General features: G+C 63.8%; 13 protein-coding genes and 1 pseudogene. 10 read left to right on the top strand and 4 right to left on the bottom strand.

Going from position 1 to position 21,483, the window contains the following annotated elements:
* Positions 1–47 precede the first annotated feature (47 nt).
* The 3 genes and pseudogenes from B2790_RS18640 to B2790_RS18635 form a co-directional block, all read right to left on the bottom strand.
* Positions 48–1,634: an ABC-F family ATPase gene (locus tag B2790_RS18640; RefSeq protein WP_025338972.1), complete on the bottom strand. Its 1,587-nt coding sequence runs from the start codon at positions 1,632–1,634 to the stop codon at positions 48–50.
* A 32-nt stretch (positions 1,635–1,666) separates the two neighbouring features.
* A pseudogene (locus B2790_RS24895) lies at positions 1,667–2,035 on the bottom strand (integrase).
* 181 nt (positions 2,036–2,216) lie between these two features.
* Positions 2,217–2,891 carry an SOS response-associated peptidase gene (locus B2790_RS18635; protein WP_286919473.1) on the bottom strand — a complete coding sequence of 225 codons (675 nt, stop codon included), beginning with the start codon at positions 2,889–2,891 and terminating at the stop codon, positions 2,217–2,219.
* 492 nt (positions 2,892–3,383) lie between these two features.
* Between B2790_RS18635 and B2790_RS18630 the strand changes: the two genes are divergently transcribed.
* The 7 genes from B2790_RS18630 to B2790_RS18600 all read left to right on the top strand — a co-directional run bounded on the left by B2790_RS18630 (position 3,384) and on the right by B2790_RS18600 (position 18,020).
* Positions 3,384–3,539 (top strand): hypothetical protein, encoded by a 156-nt coding sequence (locus B2790_RS18630; RefSeq protein ID WP_155951619.1) that lies wholly within the window; start codon positions 3,384–3,386, stop codon positions 3,537–3,539.
* A gap of 274 nt (positions 3,540–3,813) precedes the next feature.
* A complete protein-coding gene (locus B2790_RS18625) occupies positions 3,814–4,182 on the top strand; it encodes a hypothetical protein (RefSeq protein ID WP_286919452.1) in 369 nt (122 codons plus the stop codon).
* 130 nt (positions 4,183–4,312) lie between these two features.
* A complete protein-coding gene (locus B2790_RS18620) occupies positions 4,313–4,624 on the top strand; it encodes a hypothetical protein (RefSeq protein ID WP_286919451.1) in 312 nt (103 codons plus the stop codon).
* A gap of 408 nt (positions 4,625–5,032) precedes the next feature.
* Positions 5,033–13,420: an Ig-like domain-containing protein gene (locus B2790_RS18615; protein WP_286919450.1), complete on the top strand. Its 8,388-nt coding sequence runs from the start codon at positions 5,033–5,035 to the stop codon at positions 13,418–13,420.
* On the top strand, positions 13,420–14,691 hold the full coding sequence (locus B2790_RS18610; protein WP_085616506.1) for a TolC family protein: 1,272 nt from the start codon (positions 13,420–13,422) through the stop codon (positions 14,689–14,691). Before B2790_RS18615 ends, B2790_RS18610 begins: the two co-directional genes overlap by 1 nt.
* On the top strand, positions 14,681–16,843 hold the full coding sequence (locus B2790_RS18605) for a type I secretion system permease/ATPase (protein ID WP_085663644.1): 2,163 nt from the start codon (positions 14,681–14,683) through the stop codon (positions 16,841–16,843). Before B2790_RS18610 ends, B2790_RS18605 begins: the two co-directional genes overlap by 11 nt.
* Positions 16,833–18,020, top strand: coding sequence for an HlyD family efflux transporter periplasmic adaptor subunit (locus B2790_RS18600; protein ID WP_025338981.1), 1,188 nt, complete (start codon positions 16,833–16,835; stop codon positions 18,018–18,020). The genes B2790_RS18605 and B2790_RS18600 overlap by 11 nt, the downstream gene beginning before the upstream one ends.
* Positions 18,021–18,029: 9 nt before the next feature.
* On the opposite strand, the gene B2790_RS18595 is transcribed toward B2790_RS18600, so the two are convergent.
* A complete protein-coding gene (locus B2790_RS18595; protein WP_286919449.1) occupies positions 18,030–18,887 on the bottom strand; it encodes a LysR family transcriptional regulator in 858 nt (285 codons plus the stop codon).
* Positions 18,888–18,977: 90 nt separating this feature from the next.
* Here B2790_RS18595 and B2790_RS18590 point away from each other — a divergent pair, with 90 nt between their 5' ends.
* The 3 genes from B2790_RS18590 (at position 18,978) to B2790_RS18580 (ending at position 21,367) form a co-directional block, all read left to right on the top strand.
* Positions 18,978–19,391 carry a VOC family protein gene (locus B2790_RS18590; RefSeq protein ID WP_085591146.1) on the top strand — a complete coding sequence of 138 codons (414 nt, stop codon included), beginning with the start codon at positions 18,978–18,980 and terminating at the stop codon, positions 19,389–19,391.
* A 27-nt stretch (positions 19,392–19,418) separates the two neighbouring features.
* Positions 19,419–20,687 (top strand): cation:dicarboxylate symporter family transporter, encoded by a 1,269-nt coding sequence (locus tag B2790_RS18585; RefSeq protein ID WP_085591144.1) that lies wholly within the window; start codon positions 19,419–19,421, stop codon positions 20,685–20,687.
* Between the two features lie 257 nt (positions 20,688–20,944).
* A complete protein-coding gene (locus B2790_RS18580; RefSeq protein WP_013972524.1) occupies positions 20,945–21,367 on the top strand; it encodes an anti-virulence regulator CigR family protein in 423 nt (140 codons plus the stop codon).
* Positions 21,368–21,483: the final 116 nt, after the last annotated feature.

The following is a 21,483-nucleotide window of genomic DNA, read 5'->3' as shown; positions in this document are numbered from 1 at the left end:
GCGAAGAGGCCGGCCCAGCCATACAAGATGGCCAGGCCGCCCATCAATCAGACCACTACACCCTGGCTACGCAGGTAATCGTCGTAGGTACCGCTGAAGTCCACCACGCCATCAGCCGACAGCTCGATGATGCGCGTGGCCAGCGACGACACGAACTCACGGTCATGGCTGACGAACAGCAGGGTGCCCGGGTAGTTTTCCAGCGCCAGGTTCAGCGCCTCGATCGATTCCATGTCCAGGTGGTTGGTCGGCTCGTCCATCACCAGCACGTTCGGCTTCTGCAGGATCAGCTTGCCGAACAGCATGCGGCCTTGCTCACCACCGGAAATCACCTTCACCGACTTGAGAATCTCGTCGTTGGAGAACAGCATGCGCCCGAGGGTGCCGCGGATCACCTGCTCGCCGGAGGTCCACTGGCCCATCCAGTCGAACAGGGTCATGTCGTCTTCGAAGTCGTGGGCGTGGTCCTGGGCGTAGTAGCCCACTTCGGCGCTGTCGGTCCACTTCACTTCACCCTTGTCCGGGGTCATTTCACCGACCAGGGTGCGCAGCAGGGTGGTCTTGCCGATACCGTTGGGGCCGATGATCGCCACGCGCTCGCCAGCCTCGATGGTGAAGCCCAGGTCCTTGAACAGCACCTTGTCGTCGAAGGCCTTGGCCATTTTCTCGACGGTGACGGCCTGGCGGTGCAGCTTCTTGGTCTGTTCGAAGCGGATGAACGGGCTCACCCGGCTCGATGGCTTGACCTCGGCCAGCTGGATCTTGTCGATCTGCTTGGCCCGCGAGGTGGCCTGCTTGGCCTTCGAGGCGTTGGCCGAGAAGCGGCTGACGAAGGTCTGCAGTTCGGCGATCTGGGCTTTTTTCTTGGCGTTGTCCGACAGCAGCTGCTCGCGGGCCTGGGTGGCAGCGGTCATGTACTCGTCGTAGTTGCCCGGGAATACGCGCAGCTCGCCGTAGTCCAGGTCGGCCATGTGGGTGCAGACACTGTTGAGGAAGTGCCGGTCGTGGGAAATGATCACCATGGTGCTGTTACGCGCGGTGAGGATGGTTTCCAGCCAGCGGATGGTGTTGATGTCCAGGTGGTTGGTCGGCTCGTCGAGCAGCAGCACGTCCGGGTCCGAGAACAGCGCCTGGGCCAGCAGGACACGCAGCTTCCAGCCCGGTGCCACTTCGCTCATCGGGCCGAAGTGCTGTTCCAGCGGAATACCCAGGCCCAGCAGCAGTTCACCGGCACGGGATTCGGCGGTGTAGCCGTCCATCTCGGCGAATTCGGTTTCCAGCTCGGCGACGGCCATGCCGTCTTCCTCGGTCATTTCCGGCAGCGAGTAGATGCGATCGCGCTCGGCCTTGACCTTCCACAGTTGGCCGTGGCCCATGATCACCGTGTCGATCACGGTGAATTCCTCGTAGGCGAACTGGTCCTGGCGCAGCTTGCCCAGGCGGGTGTTCGGCTCGAGCATGACCTGGCCGCCGGACGGCTCCAGGTCACCGCCGAGGATCTTCATGAAGGTCGACTTGCCGCAACCGTTGGCGCCGATCAGGCCGTAGCGGTTGCCGTTGTTGAATTTGACGGAAACGTTTTCGAACAGCGGCTTGGAGCCGAACTGCATGGTGATGTTGGCGGTAGAAATCAAGTGCTTGTCCTGCGGGGGTTCCAGAGGTGTATTTAGGCCATCTCGTCAGTCTTGGGCCAATTTTGGGCCAATTCGACTCGGGGCGGCAGCTTCTCCAGCTCCCTCCAGTCCGAGGAGGAGCTGATCCATTTCGCGTAGGTAGAAAGCTACATCTCGACGCTGTGACCAAGCTGGTTCGCGATGAACGCGGGTTCATCCCAGACATCAGGCATAGGGTGGCGTAGGTGTGGCGGGTGTCGTACTGACGGCGTTCACGGATGTTCAGCGCCTTGGGCGCCGATTTGAAGTGGCGGATTGTAACACTTGGTTCGTTGATCCACAGCCCACCTTTGCTCGGCTGGAACAGAAATGGGCGGATCGGGTGCGCTGGCTTGGGATGCCATGCGCTGGAGAGTTGCCATCCTCTAGGCCTGCTGGATGGCATTCAGCGCGCGCTCGTTGAGCAGCACTGATCTGCAGATACTTCTACGCGTCGCATAGAGGCGCGAGATCTTGGCCAGCTCGGTATGGCTGATTGCAGGGATACGGTCCTCATCGCAATGATCGCAGGCGCCGCGCATACGATCCTGCATCGCTGCGCATTCAGATCATACGCTGAAGCGGGTTCATCAGCTCGGCACCTTGGTTACGCACATTCCCCACGGCGATACCCACCCGGTACCACTCGAAGGCTTCGGCCGGCTCACCCAGGTTGAGCACCAGTTGTTCTGCGCGCTCGCTGGGCATCGCTGCCGCGATCCACTCGTACGCGAGCTCTGGCGACAACACGACAGGCCGGCGGTCGTGAACGTCGACCATTCCGCCCTTAGCGTCGGCGGTAATGATGACGAACCCGTCGTGCTCGGTGCCGGTGAACTGGCCGATCGAGGCGCAAAGGGCAGGGCGCCCATCCTGGCGGCGGATGTAGTAGGGCTGCTTCTTCGGCCCACCTTCATCAACCCATTCGTACCAGCCGTCGACAGGGGTGATGGCCCGGTGCGGCCAGATCGTCCGGAAGAATGGACCATGCGCCACCTTCTCGACCCGCGCGTTGATCGGCGCAGCGCGATCGTTCGCCCAGTGCGGTCGCCATCCCCACCTGACCAGGTCCGCTCGTGGGCCTGCGTCATCCATCCGCAGTACTGCCACCGGCGTGGTCGGCGCGATGTTGTACTGGCCAAGCGGCTGGTCGCCGACGTTGTTCCGCCAAGCCTCTGGCAGGCTCAGGATTTCAACGAAGTCATGTATGCCACGGTACTGGCTGAGCCTTCCGCACATATTCGCTTCCTCCGAAACCATGAGCATAGGCCAGGGCATGGTTCCTCGGGCACATGGCAGCAGGGGGCCGAGCATGGACGGAACGACCCTGATCGGATGTGTCACGGTTTTGGAACAGCAATTGCTTTGACCCTTAGGCATTGATCATTCGGGGAACGCAAAAATGACTCAGGATGACCGCTATTACATGGCCTTCGTTGTGGTTGCCGTACTGCTCCTGGATCTGGTGGCGACACTGGTGTTCCTGAAGGCCATCGCCTGACCCCGATTGTGGGTTCAGCCCCCCGGAATCGGGGCACCAGCAGGAAGACAATCCGGTCTGGGTCGGGTTTTGCTCGCGCTCTTGCGGATTCATGGCCATAGGGTACCGGAATGTCCTGCGCATGAAATCTCGCCGGCAAGAAGACCAACGGCCGGCCCCTGCCTGAACATCCCTCCTTTGTGCGGTCCAACGTAAGCAAGGCCTGGTTTCACCTGGCCGGAGGTACGCACATGAAACGCAAGACTGCATGGGTCGTAGTGTTGTCAGGGTTGCTGCTGCTCGGTGGTTGCTGGCCATATTGGCACCACGGTGGGCATCACGGCGGCGGCCATCACCGGCATTTCAACGATGGATACCATGGTGGCCAGGACTACCGCCGCTATTGATGCAGGCAGCAATCCCTTCCGCTTGCGGCCAGGCCTGTGCGAATACACTGCAAGACAACGCAAACTCGCCCAGGCTGGCCTGTCTGGAACTTGCCCGCTTATCCATGAACGAAGGTTAACTTCGCGGGGAAAGCCTGCCCTGAAGCCGATATAGCAAAGAAGCATATTGCCCGGCTGACGTTGAGCAGTAACATGGGCAAACAAAAACCAAAAAAAGCATGCGGCTTGGCAACACTTTCCCAAGTTACTCGATGGGGCGGCAGGAGCGTGTCGCGTGAAGAGTTCAAGATCGGTAGCAGGTGCAATACTGATATCCACTTTCGCCACACTGTTCATGGCAGGCTGCGCACATGACCCCGATGTGCGTGAGGGCCATGGGTATGCGGCCGGGGCCACGGAAAGAAGTACGCCGGCGTACCTGGGATGCGTCAAAAGCGAACTTCAAGGGAATGTGAAAACCTATCAGGTCGATGGCGATAACTCGGTCAGATTGTTCGTCGAGAGTACCGACCCCGATAAGGCGGGTGGCCTGGTCGAGGTGCGGGGCATGGGTAACCAGCGCCAGTTCGCGGCCTATCAACGCGATGCCTGGTACGACCATGGCAGGCTGCTGGACGCCGCGCTGATGTGTTCTAAAGCATGATCAACTGACCCTCGCGAACAAAATGCCCGCCCTCGAGAGCGGGCTTTTTGCATTTGCTGACTCCAGCGGCAATAATCCGCTCATTTGAACGGAGAGCATCAGGTTGGAAGCAAGAAGCGTTGTCGCTGAAATGTTCATTGGAATGCCGACGCATTTCTGGGTGTTGCCGGTTGCCGGCCTGGTCGCCTGGTTCGGCCTGAAATGGGCCGAGCAGTCCGATAACCGCGCCACCATGCTGCGGACCGTGACCTACCTGCTGCTCATCGCGTTGGCGGCGTTGCCCAACGGCTTTTATGCGCTGTTTCCCCCGACGCCCGACATGCCCGAGCTGTTGTTGAATCGTGAACCGCTACCCAACTACGAAGGCCGCTTCTATCTGGATGCGTTCTACGTGTTCAGTGGGTGGGCACTGAGCAAAGTGGCAAAGCTCAAGTTCAACTAAGGAAACGCTGAACGAGCCGCTCGAAGACCAGCACCGAGCGGCCTACTGTCTCATGTTGCTCGATAAGCTGCCTTGCTGTCGGGCTTACCCAGGCTCAAGTTGAAAGGTTCGTCAGGAGCTGGAAGCAAACACGATTTGTTTGCATTTATCAAGGTGTGGGGGCGGCTACTTTTCAACTAATACCTTCCTGTTAACACCAACTTTCAGTTACGCCATCCTGCGGTGAGGAAGGGCTAACTCAAAAGTAATAGATCAAGTAGATTTTTGCGAACCTTGATGATGATCCTCCCCGCAAGAGACCTTCCTTAAATATTCTAAAGCCCGTCTGGCGTTTTATCGGGGTCGTGCTATTTGTGGATATACGCGTGCGATCGCTCGGTCGTGCTGTAGACAAAAGGACTGTCACGTATGTCGATTCAGGCCAAGGTATCTCCCCTCGTTCAAAGTGTTACTTCTGCCGCCCCTATCGCAATCCCCGATAACGGAATCCTGACGCTTACTCAGAGCAGTAACATTGTTCTGGATATTGCTCCCGAAAGCGTGACGAGCTACACAAAAAGCGGGGCGGACCTGATCGTACAACTGAAGTCTGGCGAGAGCCTGCGCATTGCCAACTTCTATGTCGAGGGGCAGCCGGTAAGCCAGTTGTACCTGGTAGACCGGGACAAGCTGCTTGCCGTCGACCTGCCACCGGTCGCTGCCGATGGGCCGCTGGTGGCAGGTTATGTGCCACAGGAAACTGCGGCCGGGTTCGAGTCGCTCACTGGCGCCGACGGCACCATTGCCGGGCTCAGCCCCGGCGCTGCATTGCTGGCTGGGGCTGCGATCATTGGCGGCGGCGTCGCGATCGCCAACAGCAACGATGGCGGCGGCGGTGGTGGCGGCGGAGGTGAAGGCAGTGTGCCGCCTGACACCACGGCTCCGGCGCCCGCCAGCGGACTGCAGATTGCCCCGGATGGCAGCAGCATCAGCGGCACGGCCGAGCCGGGCGCCACCGTGGGCATCGACATCAACGGCGACGGGCAAAGCGACGTCAGCGTGGTGGTCGGCTCTGACGGCAAATTCCAGATTCCACTGAATCCGCCACTGACCAACGGCGAAACGGTTACCGTGGTGGTGACCGATCCGGCCGGCAATAGCAGCCCGCCCGCGACCGTGCAGGCCCCTGACTTCCCCGACGCGCCGCAAATCAACCCGAGCAACGGCTCCAGCCTCAGCGGTACCGCCGAGCCGGGCAGCACCGTGGTGCTCACCGACGGCAACGGCAACCCCATCGGCCAGACTACTGCCGACGGCAACGGCAATTGGTCGTACACACCCGATAGCCCGCTGCCCGATGGCACGGTGGTCAAAGCAGTGGTAGTGGATGCCGCCGGTAACAGCGGCCCGCCCGCCAGTATCATCATCGACGGCGTGGCGCCAGCGGCACCCGTGATCAACCCGAGCAATGGTACCGAGCTCAGTGGTACCGCCGAGCCGAACAGCACCGTGACCCTCACCGATGGCAGCGGTAACCCGATCGGCCAGGTGACGGCCGATGGCAACGGCAACTGGAGCTATACCCCCGCGACACCGCTGCCCGATGGTACCGTGGTCAACGCGGTGGCCCAGGACGCGGCTGGCAATACCAGCGGGCAGGGCAGCACCACCGTGGATAGCGTGGCGCCGGGCGCTCCCACCATCAACCTGAGCGACGGCAGCAGCCTCAGCGGTACCGCCGAGCCGAAAAGCACGGTAACCCTCACCGATGGCAGCGGTAATCCGATCGGCCAGGTGACGGCCGATGGCAGTGGCAACTGGAGCTACACCCCCGCGACACCGCTGCCCGACGGTACCGTGATCAACGTGGTGGCCCAGGATGCAGCTGGCAACACCAGCGCTCCGACGAGCACGACAGTGGATGCGCAGGCCCCGGCTGCACCAGTGGTCAACCCCAGCAATGGCACCACGATCAGTGGCACCGCCGAACCGGGCAGCACCGTCACGCTGACCGATGCCGGCGGCAACCCGATCGGCCAGGTCACCGCCGACGGCAGTGGCAACTGGAGTTTCACACCGGGCAGCCCGTTACCCAACGGCACCGTGGTGAACGCCACTGCGACCGACCCGACCGGCAACACCAGCGCTCCAACGAGCACCACAGTGGACTCGGTAGCCCCGGCCGCGCCGGTGGTCCAGCCGAGCAACGGCAGCGAAATCAGCGGCACCGCCGAGCCGGGCAGCACCATCACCCTGACCGACGGCAGCGGCAACCCGATCGGCCAGACCACCGCCGACGGCAGCGGCAACTGGTCGTTCACGCCAGGCACACCGTTGCCGGATGGCTCCGTGGTCAATGCCACGGCGACCGACCCGGCCGGCAATACCAGCGGGCAGGGCAGCACCACCGTGGATGGCGTGGCCCCGGGCGTGCCCACCATCGACCTCAGCAACGGCAGCAGCCTCAGCGGCACCGCCGAGCCAAACAGCACCGTGACCCTCACCGACGGCAGCGGTAATCCGATTGGCGAAGTCACCGCCGACGGCAGCGGTAACTGGTCGTTCACCCCAGCCACGCCGTTGCCCAATGGCACCGTGGTCAATGTCACGGCGAGTGACCCGGCCGGCAACACGAGCCCGGCAGCGACCGTCACCGTCGATTCCAGCGCGCCGGCTGCACCGGTAATCAATCCGAGTAACGGCGCGACCATCGGCGGTACCGCCGAAGCGGGCGCCACCGTCACCCTGACCGATGGCAGCGGCAACCCGATCGGCCAGGTCACCGCCGACGGCAGTGGCAACTGGAGCTTCACACCGGGCAGCCCGTTACCCAACGGCACCGTGGTGAACGCCACCGCGACCGACCCGACCGGCAACACCAGCGCTCCATCAAGCACCACAGTGGACTCGGTAGCCCCGGCCGCGCCGGTGGTCCAGCCGAGCAACGGCAGCGAAATCAGCGGCACCGCCGAACCGGGTAGCACCATCACCCTGACCGACGGCAGCGGCAACCCGATCGGCCAGACCACCGCCGACGGCAGCGGCAACTGGTCGTTCACCCCAGGCACACCGTTGCCGGATGGCTCCGTGGTCAATGCCACGGCGACCGACCCGGCCGGCAATACCAGCGGGCAGGGCAGCACCACCGTGGATGGCGTGGCCCCGGGCGTACCTACCATCAATCTCAGCAACGGCAGCAGTCTTAGCGGCACCGCCGAGCCGAACAGCACAGTGACCCTCACCGATGGCAGCGGTAATCCGATTGGCGAAGTCACCGCCGACGGCAGCGGTAACTGGACGTTCACCCCAGCCACGCCGTTGCCCAATGGCACGGTGGTCAATGTCACGGCGAGTGACCCGGCCGGCAACACGAGCCCGGCAGCGACCGTCACCGTCGATTCCAGCGCGCCGGCTGCACCGGTGATCAACCCAACCAACGGCGCGACCATCGGCGGTACCGCCGAAGCGGGCGCCACCGTCACCCTGACCGACCTCGGCGGCAACCCGATCGCCCAGGTCACCGCCGACGGCAGCGGCAACTGGAGCTTTACCCCCGGTACACCGTTGGCCAACGGTACCGTAATCATCGCCAAGGCAACCGACCCGACCGGCAACACCGGCCCGCAGGCCGCCACCACGGTGGACTCGGTAGCCCCGGCCGCACCAGTCGTCGAGCCGAGCAACGGCAGCGAAATCAGCGGTACCGCCGAGCCGGGTAGCACCGTCATCCTGACCGATGGCAGCGGCAACCCCATCGGTGAGACGACCGCCGACGGCAGTGGCGATTGGAGCTTCACCCCAACCACGCCGCTGCCCAATGGCACGGTGGTCAACGCCGTCGCCCAGGACCCGGCCGGCAATACCAGCGGGCAGGGCAGCACCATCGTGGACGGCGTGGCCCCGGGTGTACCCACCATCAATCTCAGCAACGGCAGCAGCCTCAGCGGAACCGCCGAGCCGAACAGCACCGTGACCCTCACCGACGGCAGCGGTAACCCCATTGGCGAAGTCACCGCCGACGGCAGCGGCAACTGGACGTTCACCCCAGCCACGCCGCTGCCCAATGGCACCGTGGTCAATGCCACGGCGAGCGACCCGGCTGGCAACACCAGCCCGGCAGCGACGGTCACCGTGGATTCCAGCGCGCCGGCTGCACCGGTAATCAATCCAACTAACGGCGTGACCATCAGCGGTACCGCCGAAGCGGGCGCCACCGTCACCCTGACCGACCTCGGCGGCAACCCGATCGCCCAGATCACCGCCGACGGCAGCGGCAACTGGAGCTTCACCCCCGGCTTGCCGCTGGCCAACGGTACCGTAATCATCGCCACGGCAACCGATCCGACCGGCAACACCGGTCCGCAGGCCGCCACCACAGTGGACTCGATAGCCCCGGCCGCGCCCGTGGTCGAGCCGAGCAACGGCAGCGAAATCAGCGGCACCGCCGAGCCGGGCAGCACCGTCATCCTGACCGATGGCAGCGGCAACCCCATCGGCGAGACGACCGCCGACGGCAGCGGCGATTGGAGCTTCACCCCAACCACGCCGCTGCCCAACGGCACGGTGGTCAACGCCGTCGCCCAGGACCCAGCCGGCAACACTGGCCCGCAGGGCAGCACCACGGTGGATTCGATCGCACCCGCCGCGCCAGTGGTCAATCCGAGCAACGGCGCCGTGATCAACGGTACCGCCGAGCCGAACAGCACCGTGACCCTCACCGATGGCAATGGTAATCCGATTGGCGAAGTCACTGCCGATGGCAGCGGCAACTGGACGTTCACCCCGGGCACGCAACTGCCCAATGGCACCGTGGTCAACGCCACGGCCACCGATGCCGCCGGCAATACGGGTGCTCCAGGTAGCACCACCGTGGACTCGTCGCTGCCGTCGATTCCGCAGGTCGACCCGAGTAACGGCTCGGTGATCAGCGGTACCGCCGATGCCGGTAACACCATTATCCTCACCGATGGCAACGGTAACCCGATCGGCCAGGTCACCGCCGACGGCGCCGGTAACTGGTCGTTCACACCCGGCATTCCGTTGCCGGATGGCACCGTGGTCAACGCGGTGGCGCGCAACCCCGGTGGGACCGATAGTGCGCCGGCGGTCATTACCGTGGACGGCGTGGCGCCGGCCGCTCCGGTGGTCGAGCCGAGCAATGGCACGGAAATCAGTGGTACTGCCGAAGCCGGCGCCACTGTCATCCTCACCGACGGCGGCGGCAACCCGATAGGTCAGACTACCGCCGACGGCAGCGGCAACTGGTCGTTCACGCCCGGCACGCCGCTGGCCAACGGCACGGTGATCAACGCCGTGGCCCAGGACCCGGCCGGCAACACCAGCGGGCCGGCCAGCGTCACCATTGACGCCATCGCCCCGGCCGCACCGATCGTCAACCCGAGCAACGGGGTGGTGATCAGTGGTACCGCCGAAGCCGGAGCCGAGGTGATCCTCACCGACGGCAGCGGCAACCCGATCGGCCAGACGACCGCTGATGGCAGTGGCAACTGGGCCTTCACGCCTTCGCCTGCGCTGGGCAACGGCACGGTGATCAACGCCGTGGCTCAGGACCCGTCCGGCAACACCAGCGGGCCGACCAGCGCCACCGTTGACGCCGTCGCGCCGGCCGCACCGGTCATCAACCCGAGCAACGGGGTGGTGATCAGTGGTACCGCTGAGGCCGGGGCCAAGGTGATCCTTACCGACGGCAGCGGCAACCCGATCGGCCAGACCACTGCCGACGGCAGCGGCAACTGGTCGTTCACGCCCGGTACGCCGCTGGTCAACGGCACGGTCATCAATGCCGTGGCCCAGGACGCCGCTGGCAACGCCAGCACCCCACAAGTCAGCACCACGGTGGATGCGGTAGCCCCTGGCCAGCCGACGATCGAGCCGAGCAACGGTACCGAGATCAGTGGTACCGCTGAAGCCGGTGCCAGGGTGATCCTCACCGACGGCAGCGGCAACCCGATCGGCCAGACCGTCGCCGACGGCAGCGGCAACTGGTCGTTCACGCCCGGCACGCCGCTGGCCAACGGCACGGTGATCAACGCCGTGGCCCAGGACCCGGCCGGCAACACCAGCGGGCCGGCCAGCGTCACCGTTGACGCCATCGCCCCGGCCGCACCGATCGTCAACCCGAGCAACGGGGTGGTGATCAGTGGTACCGCCGAAGCCGGAGTCAAGGTGATCCTCACCGATGGCAGCGGCAACCCGATCGGCCAGACGACCGCCGATGGCAGTGGCAACTGGGCCTTCACGCCTTCGCCTGCGCTGGGCAACGGCACGGTGATCAACGCCGTGGCCCAGGACCCGGCCGGTAATACCAGCGGGCCGGGCAGCACCACGGTGGATTCAGTCGCACCTGGCCAGCCGACGATCGACCCGAGCAACGGGACCGTGATCACGGGTAGCGCTGAAGCCGGGGCGAAGGTGATCCTCACCGACGGCAACGGCAACCCGATCGGCGAGACGACCGCTGACGGCACTGGCAACTGGGCCTTCACGCCTGGTGCGCCGCTGGCCAACGGCACGGTGATCAACGCCGTGGCCCAGGACGCCGCCGGCAACACCAGCACCCCGCAGGTCAGCACCACGGTGGATGCGGTAGCCCCCGGCCAGCCGACGATCGAGCCGAGCAACGGCACCGAGATCAGTGGTACCGCCGAAGCCGGGGCCAAGGTGATCCTCACCGACGGCAACGGCAACCCGATCGGTGAGACGACCGCCGACGGCAGTGGCAACTGGTCGTTCACGCCCGGCACGCCGCTGGCCAACGGCACGGTGATCAACGCCGTGGCCCAGGACCCGGCCGGCAATACCAGCGGGCCGAGCAGCGTCACCGTTGACACCATCGCCCCGGCCGCGCCGACTATCGAACCGAGCAATGGTGTGGTCCTCACGGGTACCGCTGAGCCCGGCGCCACCGTCATCCTCACCGATGGTGGCGGCAACCCGATCGGCGAGACGACCGCCGACGGCAGTGGCGACTGGAGCTTCACCCCAACCACGCCGCTGGCCAATGGCACGGTGGTCAACGCGGTGGCCGAGGACGCCGCCGGCAACAGCAGTGGCCCGGCCAGTACCACGGTCGACTCGGTGGCGCCGTCGGCACCGCTGTTGAGCATCAGTGCCGACGGTGCGCTGCTGACCGGTACCGCCGAGCCGAACAGCCAGGTACGCCTCGTGATCGACGGCGATACCGCCAACCCGATCACGGTGAATGTCGACGGCGCCGGTAACTTCAGCCTGCCGTTGGCGCCACCGCTGATCACCGGCGAGCTGATCAGCGGGGTCACCGCCGACGCTGCCGGCAACCTCAGCGGCCCGGCGACGATCAACGCGCCGGACCTGGCGCCGCCGACCATCAGTGTGCCGGAAGCCGCCGACACCTGGATCAACGCGGCCGAGATCAGCGACGGCATCCAGGTCGACGTGACGATCCGCCCGACCATGCAGGTCGGCCAGGTGATCACCGTCGCCTTCGCCGGGCAGAACGGCTACGAGACGCAGGCAACGCACACCATCACCGCCGGCGATATCCTGGCCGGCAGCGTCATCGTGACCATTCCCCCTGGCGGTGGCATGGGGCCGTTCCCGGAGGGCGCCTCTACCGTCACCGCAGACATCAATGGCGGTACTGCTTCGACCCCGGTGCCGTTCACCGTCGACACCATCCCGCCTGCGACCCCGGTGCTGTCGCTGGTGGGCAGCATCCTGACCATCTCCACCGATCCGGGAACCGAACTTACGGTTGAAGTGGACATCGGCGGCGTCACCGCCACCGCCACGGTGACCGCCGACAACAGCGGGCTGGCTTCGCTGAACCTGCTCACCGACCTGGACATCGACCTTACCCTGGACCAGTTGCTCAACGCCCAGGTCTCGGTAACCGGCGAGGATCCGGCCGGCAACACGAGCAATGTGGCAACCATCGGCGTTGGCGGCAGCATCGAGCAGCCAGTGACCATCGGCAACTTCGGCGTCGATGTCAGCCTCAACCCGCTGAGCCCGCGGTTCGGTTTCAGTGGCACCACCGAGCCGGACTCCAGCGTGGTGATCCGTGTCATCACCCCGTTGCTGAACGTCGAGTTGCTGCCGATCCAGGCGGACAGCTCCGGCAACTTCTCGCTGAACTTGCTGAGCCCCACCGTCCTCACCCAGTTGGGGCTGAACATCACCGATATCCTCGGCCTCGGTTCGCAGATATCGTTCAATATCGTCGCCACCGACACCAATGGCAACGACAGCTCGGCCTACGGCATCACCCTGGCCCCCAACGGGCTGTCGCTGAATATCGGCCAGATCGACGTCAACGGCACCTCGGGGGACGATGTCATGTCCGGGGCGAGCGGCAGTTCGGAGCACATCAATGGAGGTGATGGCAACGACCTGATCTTCAACGTGGGGACCGGTGATCACGTGGTGGCCGGCAACGGCAACGATGCCATCCAGATCACCGCGACCGACTTCGTCAGCATCGACGGCGGCGCCGGCTTCGACACGTTGGTCCTGGCCGACGGCATCGACCTCGACTACAACGCTGTCGGCGTCGGCACGCTCTCCAACATCGAGCGTATCGACCTCGGCAAGGGCGACTCGGGGAGCGTGCTGACCCTGACCGCGGCGGAGGTCGACGCCATCACCGATGCCAACAATGTGCTGCAGATTACCGGCGAGAGCAACGACACCCTCAACGTGGTGGGTGCCGTGAACACCGGGACCACCCAGCAGGTCAACGGCATTACCTACGATGTCTACAACTTTGGCAGCAGTACCCTGCTGATCGAGGACAACACGGTACAGGTCGTGGTCTGATGCGCGGCCTGTCCGTGCTCAAGGGACGGCGCCGTGGCGCGGGAGCCCTTTGGCTCCTGTGCCTGGGGCTGCCGTTGTCCGCCCTGGCCATCCCGCTCGACCAGGCGGTGCGGGCGGGGTTGGCGATCCACCCGCAGGTGCGTTCGGCGATGGCCGAGGCGGACCGTGCGGGCACCGAGGTTGAGATCGCCAAGGGCGGCTATTACCCCTCTGTCACCATGTCCGGGGGGCCGCAGGAGTTCGACGTTGGCGAGGTCGTCTACGACGTCACCGTCTCGCAGATGCTGTATGACTGGGGAAGGGTGACGAGCAAGGTCGACAGCGCCAGCGCGACCCGGCGCAAGCTGTCCGAGGCGGTGCTGGTGGCGCGCGACGATGCGGCGCTGGATATCGTCGAGACCTATCTCGACGTGCTTGCCTCGGAGCGCCGGGTGGAGACGGTGCGCCAGCACATCCAGCGCCTCGACGGCATCCGCGAGATGACCCAGGCGCGCGGCAGCGACGGTTACGCCGACCGCAGCGAACTGGACCGCGCCAACCTCGAACTGGCGCGTGCCCAGGAACAGCTGTCGCTGGAGAAGGGCAACCTGCAGGACGCGCGCAACCAGTACGCGATCCTGGTTGGCCAGGACCCCTCCGAACTGGTGGAGCCCGAGCCGATGTCGCTGCAGCGCTACCTGGCTGCCAGCGACATGACGCGGGTGATCCGCGAGTCACCGTTGCAGCGCAAGGCGTTGGAGGACGCCAATGTCGCCGAGGCGCAAGTCCGCGAGGCCAAGGCTTCGTTGCTGCCGCAGTTGAACCTGGAGGCCTCCGCGTTGCGCCGGGAGATCGGCGGGCGCCCGGAAAGCGACTCGGTGATGTCGCTGCGCTTTCGCATGGATACCTTCCAGGGGCTTTCCAACTTCCGCCGGCCGACTGCTGCGCAACAGCGTCTGGAGTCGGCGCAATGGACGGCCGATGCGATGCAACGTGACATCCGCCGGCAGTTGCAGACGCTGTTCGACAACGGTGACACGCTGCGCTGGCGGGAGCAGTCGCTGAGCCAGCAGGTGACAGAGTCGGAGCAGGTTGGCGAGCTGTACCGCGAGCAGTTCGAGGTCGGCCGGCGCGACGTGATCGACTTGCTCAATGTGCAGCGCGAACGCTTCGAGGCCGAGCGGCAATTGATCAATCTGCACATCGAGCGCAAGCGCATCGAGTACCGGGCGGCTGCGCAGGTCGGGCTGTTGGGGGCATTACTGGAGAATCGGTTGAATCATGGAAGTTGAACAATCCCCGGATAATGTCGTGACCCTGAACCACGACGACCCGCTGCGCCAGGGCCTGCTGCTGCTGTGCCGGCAACTGGGCCGGCCGCTGGGCGACGCCGAGCTGGTCGACGGCCTGGCACTGGAGCACGGACGCCTGCCGCTGCGCCTGGTCGCCCGCGCCCTGCGCCGCGCCGACATCACTGCCAGGGTTGCGGAGCTGCCGTTGCGGCAGATGGACGCCTACCTGCTGCCGGCCCTGCTGTTGCTCGACGATGGCCGCAGCCTGCTGCTGGTTGGCATCGAGGGTGAGCAGTACGAGGTGCTGGTGCCGCAGAGCGACGGCGGCCGTGAGTGCATGGCGCTGCCCGTTCTGGAGGCGCTTTACAGCGGCACGGCGGTGTTCGCCAAATGCCGCTACCACCCCGACGGGCGGGTGGGCGACTACGCCAGCGGCCTGCCGGAGCACTGGTTCTTCGGGCCGCTCAAGCGGCTCTGGCGCTCTTATGCGGAAGTCACGGCGGCGGCACTGGTGGCCAACGTCCTGGCCGTCGCCTCGGCGCTGTTCGCCATGCAGGTGTACGACCGCGTGGTACCCAACGCGGCCTTCGATACCCTATGGATACTCGCCAGCGGCGTGGCCCTGGCGATCATCGTCGACGGGGTATTGCGGATCCTTCGCGGGCACCTGCTGAACGTACTTGGCAAGCGCCTGGACCTGCAGTTGTCGAGCCTGCTGTTCGCGCGCGTGCTGAGCACCCGGATCGCCGCCAAACCGGCGTCGATGGGCGCGTTCAGTACCCAGGTGCGTGAGTTCGAGTCGGTCCGCGAGTTCTTCACGTCGTCCAGCGCCGCGCTGATCAGCGACCTGCCGTTCGTGGTGATCTTCCTGTTGATCATTGCCGTGATCGGTGGCCATGTGGTCTGGGTGCCGCTGGTGGCCTGCGTGTTGATGCTGCTGCCGGGGCTGCTGACCCAGCGCCTGCTGGGGCACCTGTCGCGGCAGAACCTGCGCGAGGGGGCGATGAAGAACAGCGTGCTGCTGGAAGCCTTCGAACACCTGGAGACGGTCAAGGCTGCGCGTGCCGAAGGCCGCTGCCGCCAGCAGTGGGAGACGCTCACCGGGGAACTGGCCGGTACCGCAATGAAGACCCACGCCCTGGCCTCGACCCTCAGCTATTCGGCGAGCATCGTCCAGCAGCTGTGCTATGTCGGGGTGGTGGTGTTCGGCGTCTACAGGATAAGCGACGGCGCGATGACCGTCGGTGCCCTGGTGGCCTGTTCGATCCTGGCCTCGCGGGCCATCGCACCGCTGTCCCAGGCTGCCGCCATTCTTGGCCGCTGGCAGCACACCAAGGTGGCGCTGGAGGGCCTCGACCAGCTGATGTCGGCTGAGCAGGAGCGGCCCGCCGGCAAGCGCTTCGTGCACCGCGACCGGCTCCACGGGCATTACCGCCTGGAGGCGCTGCGCCTGGCCCACGGCGACAGCCCACCGGTGGTCGACGTGCAGGCGCTGAACATCCAGGCCGGCGAGCGGGTGGCGCTGCTTGGCGGCAACGGCGCCGGCAAGTCGACCCTGCTGCGGCTGCTCAGCGGCCTGCTCGACGCGCAATCCGGCCGGCTGTTGCTGGACGATATCGCCCTGAGCCAGCTCGACCCGGCCGACCGCCAGCGCGGCATCGGCTACTTGCCGCAGGACGTGGCGCTGTTCCACGGCAGCCTGCGCGAAAACCTCAACCTGGCCAACGCCGCGCTGGGTGACGAGGAATTGCTGGAAGCCCTCGATGGCGTGGGGCTGGGCACTTTCGTACGCGCCCACCCGTTGGGGCTGGACATGCCGATCCAGGGTAACGCCAGCCTCTCCGGTGGCCAGCGCCAGGCGGTGGGGTTGGCCCGCGTACTGTTGCAGGACCCGCCGATCCTGCTGCTCGACGAGCCGACCGCGGCCTTCGACCAGAACAGCGAGAAGCAGGTCATCGACTACCTGCAGAAATGGCTGGGCCGCCGTACCCTGATCATCACCACCCACAAGAAAAGCGTCTTGGCGCTGGTGGACCGTGCGGTGGTGCTGCGCAACGGCCAGGTGATCATGGACGGCCCGCTGAACCAGGTGGTGCTGGGCAACCAGGTGCAGGCGCCACAGGTCGCCGAAGGAGCCGGCCATGGCAGCTGAAAAAAGTTCTGTAGTGCTGCGCCGGCAACTGGCCGACCCGTTGCTGGCGACCACTCACCCGGTCTATCGCCCGCTGCTCTGGACCCTGCTCGGCAGCGTCTTGCTGTTCGTCGCCTGGGCCGCCTGGGCAGAGCTCGATGAAGTGACGCGCGGCGATGGGCGGGTGGTGCCGTTCAGCCGTATCCAGAAGATCCAGAGCCTGGAAGGGGGCATTCTCGACCGTCTGCTGGTGCAGGAGGGCGACCTGGTGGAGGTCGGCCAGCCGCTGCTGCGCCTTGACGAGACACGATTTCTCACCAATTTCCAGGAGTCGGCCAACCAGGCTGGCGTGCTGCGCGCGGCCATCGCCCGGCTGGATGCCGAAGTGCTGGGCAAGGCGGCCATCGAGTTTCCATCGGACATCGACCCGCAAGGGCCGCTGGCGCGTTCCGAGCGCGAGCTGTTCAAGTCGCGGCGGGACAAGCTGCTCGAAGGTAGCCAGGCGATCCAGAGGCAGATCAGCCTGGCCCAGAGCCAGCTCGACCTGGTTCGCCCGCTGGTGGCCAAGCGTGCGGTGAGCCAGATGGAGGCGCTGCGCCTGAGCCAGGACATCGCTACCCTCAACGGCAAGCTGACCGAGCTGAAGAGCAGCTATTTCCAGGATGCCTACACCGAACGCTCACAGCGCAAGGCCGACCTCAGTGCCCTGGAGCCGATCGTCCAGCAGCGCCAGGACCAACTGCGCCGCACCGGGATCGTTTCGCCGGTGCGTGGGCGGGTCAACACCGTGCTGATCAACACCCGTGGCGGGGTGATCCAGCCCGGCGAGGCGATCATGGAAGTGATCCCGGTGGAGGACCGCCTGCTGGTCGAGGCCAGGATCAAGCCGCGCGACGTGGCCTTCCTGGTGCCGGGCATGCCGGCCAAGGTGAAGATCACCGCCTACGACTTCAGTATCTATGGCGACCTCAAGGGCACCCTGGAGCAGATCAGCGCCGACACCATCGAGGAGGACACGCCCCATGGCAAGGAGTCGTACTACCAGGTGCTGATTCGCACTGACGGCAGCCAGCTCAAGCGCGGCGAGGAGGTGTTGCCGATCATCCCTGGCATGGTTGCCGAGGTGGATATCCTCAGCGGCAAGCGCAGCGTGCTCAATTACTTGCTGCGCCCTCTGATCAAGGCCCGTCTGTACTGAGTTGGAGCGTCAGGGCATCAGTACGGATGCCAGCAGCTTGATTGCCGAAGTGCGGTGATGGCCGGCACTGTAGGCCAGCACTATGTCGCGGCAGTACCTTGGTTCTTCGCTCAGAATCCGGGCGTTTGGCGATTGCTCCAGCAATGACGGCCATTGCGGTACCAAGGAAACGCCTTGCCCCAGCGACACCAACAGGCTGATGGCCTCGAGCGCATCCAGGTCGCAAGCCACGCTGGGCGCGAGACCCCGATCGTCCAGATAACGCTGGGTTATCAGGCCGCCCCAGGAGTCCACGGCATATCGGATATAGGGCCCGGTGGCGAGCATTGCCTGCGCTTCAGCCCGGGAGGCCGCGGCAGGTGCCAACAAGCACAGCGGTTCGCTGCGCAACGTGAGCGTTCTCAACGATTTTGCTGTCTTGAAGGGTGGCGCCACCAGAATGGCCGCATCCAGTTCCTGATTGATCAACTTGTCATGAAGCAGTTTCGAGTCACCGGGCGTGATGGTGAGTTTGAGGTCGGGCGCGGAGGATGACAAATGCTCCAGTGCTGCCGGTACAAGGCCGGTGAGGGCGGTTGATATGGCGCCAATGCGCAGTTCCCCGGTCAGCGTATCGGCGTTCAGGTCGTTCCTGAGCTGATTGGCATGCTCGACGATGCAACGTATCCGTGGAACCAATGCCAGCAGCTTTTCTGTCGGCCTTATCGCGTGTGCCTCTCTATTGAAGAGGGTGCAGCCCAAGTGTTTCTCCAGGTTTCGAATGCGCAAACTTATTGCAGCGGCTGAAACATTTGCTTTCTTTGCCGCACCCGCAATGGAGCCGCATTCAACAACAGATATGAGGCTTTCCAGATTTTGAATGTCCATAAGTAATGCTTATGCTCAGGCCAAGTGTCAGTTGGTGTACATGAATGCCGGGCGGTGTGAGGATAGTGGCTCCGTTCGAGGAGTACCATCATGTTGACACCCTTTCATGTTGCTTATCATGTCAAAGATCTGGATGAAGCAAGAAAATTCTATAAAGAGGTTCTTGGCTGTGTCGAGGGGCGTAGCACTGATACGTGGGTAGACTTCGAGTTCTTTGGTCACCAGATATCTCTGCATGTGGGCAAGCCCTTTGAAACCAGCCGCACTGGCAAGGTCGGCCCGCACCTTGTACTGATGCCTCATATCGGGGTGATATTGCCTCTGGATCGCTGGCAAGCCTTGGCTGAACGCCTTGAAGTTCTGGGCGTGCAGTTCGAAATTCCACCGGTTGTACGTTTCGAGGGTGAGCCTGGCGAGCAGAGGACAATGTTTTTCCTGGACCCAAGTGGTAATCCGATCGAAATCAAGGGGTTCAAGAATTTGAATGCAGTCTTTGCTTTCTAGTGCCTTATAAAAACAGAGATCAGTCCTGTGAGAATAAAAATAAATTTAATCACGCAAATTGCAATTGGCCTGGCTGTCGGTATATGCGTTGGCGTGTTGTTGAATCATTTTCCCGATTACAAGGGGTGGTGGATCGAACAAGTGCTACAGCCGGCGGGCGACGCGTTTATAAAACTGATGAAAATGATCATCGTGCCGCTGGTGTTTTCCTGCATGGTGGTAGGCATAGCCGGCTCTGGCAAGCGCGCCCTGGGGCGGGTGGGAACAAAGAGCCTTGTCTATTTCTTTGTTGTGACCGGGGTCGCAATCATTTTCGGCTTGTTGGTCGGTAACGTGCTCCAGCCAGGCGCCGGTGCGGGTTTCGCCGTTTCATCGGCGAGTGAAGCAGTGCCACCGGTGCAAAATGGTTCGGCAGGGCTCGGCAAGGTATTGTTGGGCATCATTCCTGATAACGTAGTGGCCGCAATGGCAGAGGCGAAGCTGTTGTCGGTACTGTTCTTCGCCATCTTGTTCGGGGTGGCACTGTCTACGCTGGATGAACCCAGGAGGCAGCCTTTGGTTGCCGTGCTGCAGACGGTAGTGGATACCATGTTCAAGGTCACTCATATGGTCATGGCCTACTCACCGATCGGCATCTTTGCCCTGATAGCTGTCACCGTGTCGACCTTCGGAATTGATTCACTGATGCCGCTGGCAAAGCTGATAGCCATTACTTATGTGGCGGTACTGTTCTTCGCGATTGCCGTGCTGGGCCTTGTTGCCAGGGCTGTTGGCGAGAATATCTTCGAGATCATCAAGGCCTTCAAGGATGAATTGATACTGGCCTTCAGCAGCGCGAGTTCTGCCACCGTCATGCCGCAATTGATGGCCAAGACCGAAGCACGGGGTGTGCCGCGAGCGATCACGTCACTGGTGATCCCGTTGGGTTATTCATTCAATCTGGATGGCGCGTCGCTGTTTGCGGGCCTGGGTACGCTGTTTATCGCGCAGGCCTACAATATTGAACTGGCCCTGGCCGACCAGGTGATGCTGGTATTCATCATGGTACTGACGTCCAAAGGCGCTGCCGGAGTGCCCGGGTTCATGTTTGTGATTCTGACTGCAACCCTGACAGCGGCAGGTTTGCCATTGGAAGGCGTGGCCCTGATTGCAGGGGTATATCGCTTGATGGACATGCCCGTTACGGCACTGAACGTACTCGGCAATGCGCTGGCGCCGATCGTGGTCGCAAAATGGGAAAGCCGCGCTGGAACATTGCCGGCTGATGTCGTGGTTACGGAGCAATCATCTCGATAGCAGAGGGGAGGCTCGTTCAGCCAGGCGTTTGGAACGGGAATTGCTGCATCCCTGAAAACCTGCCCATTTGGGGATACGGCCATGTTTCCAGAAGATCTGTACTTCATGTTTCTCTTCGCCGTTGCCGTGTTGGCACTCGATGTGGCAGCCATCATGCTCTATCGGAGTGCCAAGCCCTGACCCGGGTTTGGGGACTTTCACCCTGAACCGGGTTTTGGTCTACAGTGCTGGGACGTCTCTGGTGTAAGGAAACAGCTATGGCAAAGCGTCGATGGGCAGTTATCGCTACCTCGATCGCGCTGGCAGTGGGGCCGGCGCTCACTTATGCCGACCCGGGTAATGGTAAAGGGCAGGGCCATGGCAAGGACAAGGGCCAGCATGGTCAAGGTCACGGGGGCTCGTATGGTGGGCCGTCGATCAACCGTGGTGATGTGCTTGGCATTCTTGACGGGCACCGCAGCTACTGGAGCGCAGGGCCGGCGCTGCCCCCCGGCATTCAGAAGAACCTGGCCCGTGGCAAACCACTGCCGCCGGGTATCGCCAAGAAGCTGGATGGCAGGCTGCTGGGGCAACTGCCTCATTACGATGGCTATGAATGGATGCAGGCGGGTGCGGACCTGATCCTGGTGGCAGTTGCTACGGGGATCATCTACGAGGTATTGAACGGCGCGCTGGATTGACGTCAGGCGCAGGTGTCAGCGAGCGCCCCCGGCAGGTGACGCGGTGGTTGGCACCGGCTGCGCCGGTGTTCGCGGGCGCGCCCGCTCCCACAGGGACAGCGCATTCTTTCGGCAGG

Source organism: Pseudomonas sp. UBA6753 (assembly GCF_002453565.1).
Lineage (GTDB): Bacteria > Pseudomonadota > Gammaproteobacteria > Pseudomonadales > Pseudomonadaceae > Aquipseudomonas > Aquipseudomonas putida_Z.
This window is presented reverse-complemented; position numbering and strand designations above follow the sequence as displayed.

Coding starts and splice junctions, on each gene's coding strand:
- B2790_RS18635 (WP_286919473.1), bottom strand. CDS start 2,891: ATGTGCGGAAGGCTCAGCCAGTACCGTGGCATACATGACTTCGTTGAA.
- B2790_RS18630 (WP_155951619.1), top strand. CDS start 3,384: ATGAAACGCAAGACTGCATGGGTCGTAGTGTTGTCAGGGTTGCTGCTG.
- B2790_RS18620 (WP_286919451.1), top strand. CDS start 4,313: ATGTTCATTGGAATGCCGACGCATTTCTGGGTGTTGCCGGTTGCCGGC.
- B2790_RS18615 (WP_286919450.1), top strand. CDS start 5,033: ATGTCGATTCAGGCCAAGGTATCTCCCCTCGTTCAAAGTGTTACTTCT.
- B2790_RS18610 (WP_085616506.1), top strand. CDS start 13,420: ATGCGCGGCCTGTCCGTGCTCAAGGGACGGCGCCGTGGCGCGGGAGCC.
- B2790_RS18605 (WP_085663644.1), top strand. CDS start 14,681: ATGGAAGTTGAACAATCCCCGGATAATGTCGTGACCCTGAACCACGAC.
- B2790_RS18600 (WP_025338981.1), top strand. CDS start 16,833: ATGGCAGCTGAAAAAAGTTCTGTAGTGCTGCGCCGGCAACTGGCCGAC.
- B2790_RS18595 (WP_286919449.1), bottom strand. CDS start 18,887: ATGGACATTCAAAATCTGGAAAGCCTCATATCTGTTGTTGAATGCGGC.
- B2790_RS18590 (WP_085591146.1), top strand. CDS start 18,978: ATGTTGACACCCTTTCATGTTGCTTATCATGTCAAAGATCTGGATGAA.
- B2790_RS18580 (WP_013972524.1), top strand. CDS start 20,945: ATGGCAAAGCGTCGATGGGCAGTTATCGCTACCTCGATCGCGCTGGCA.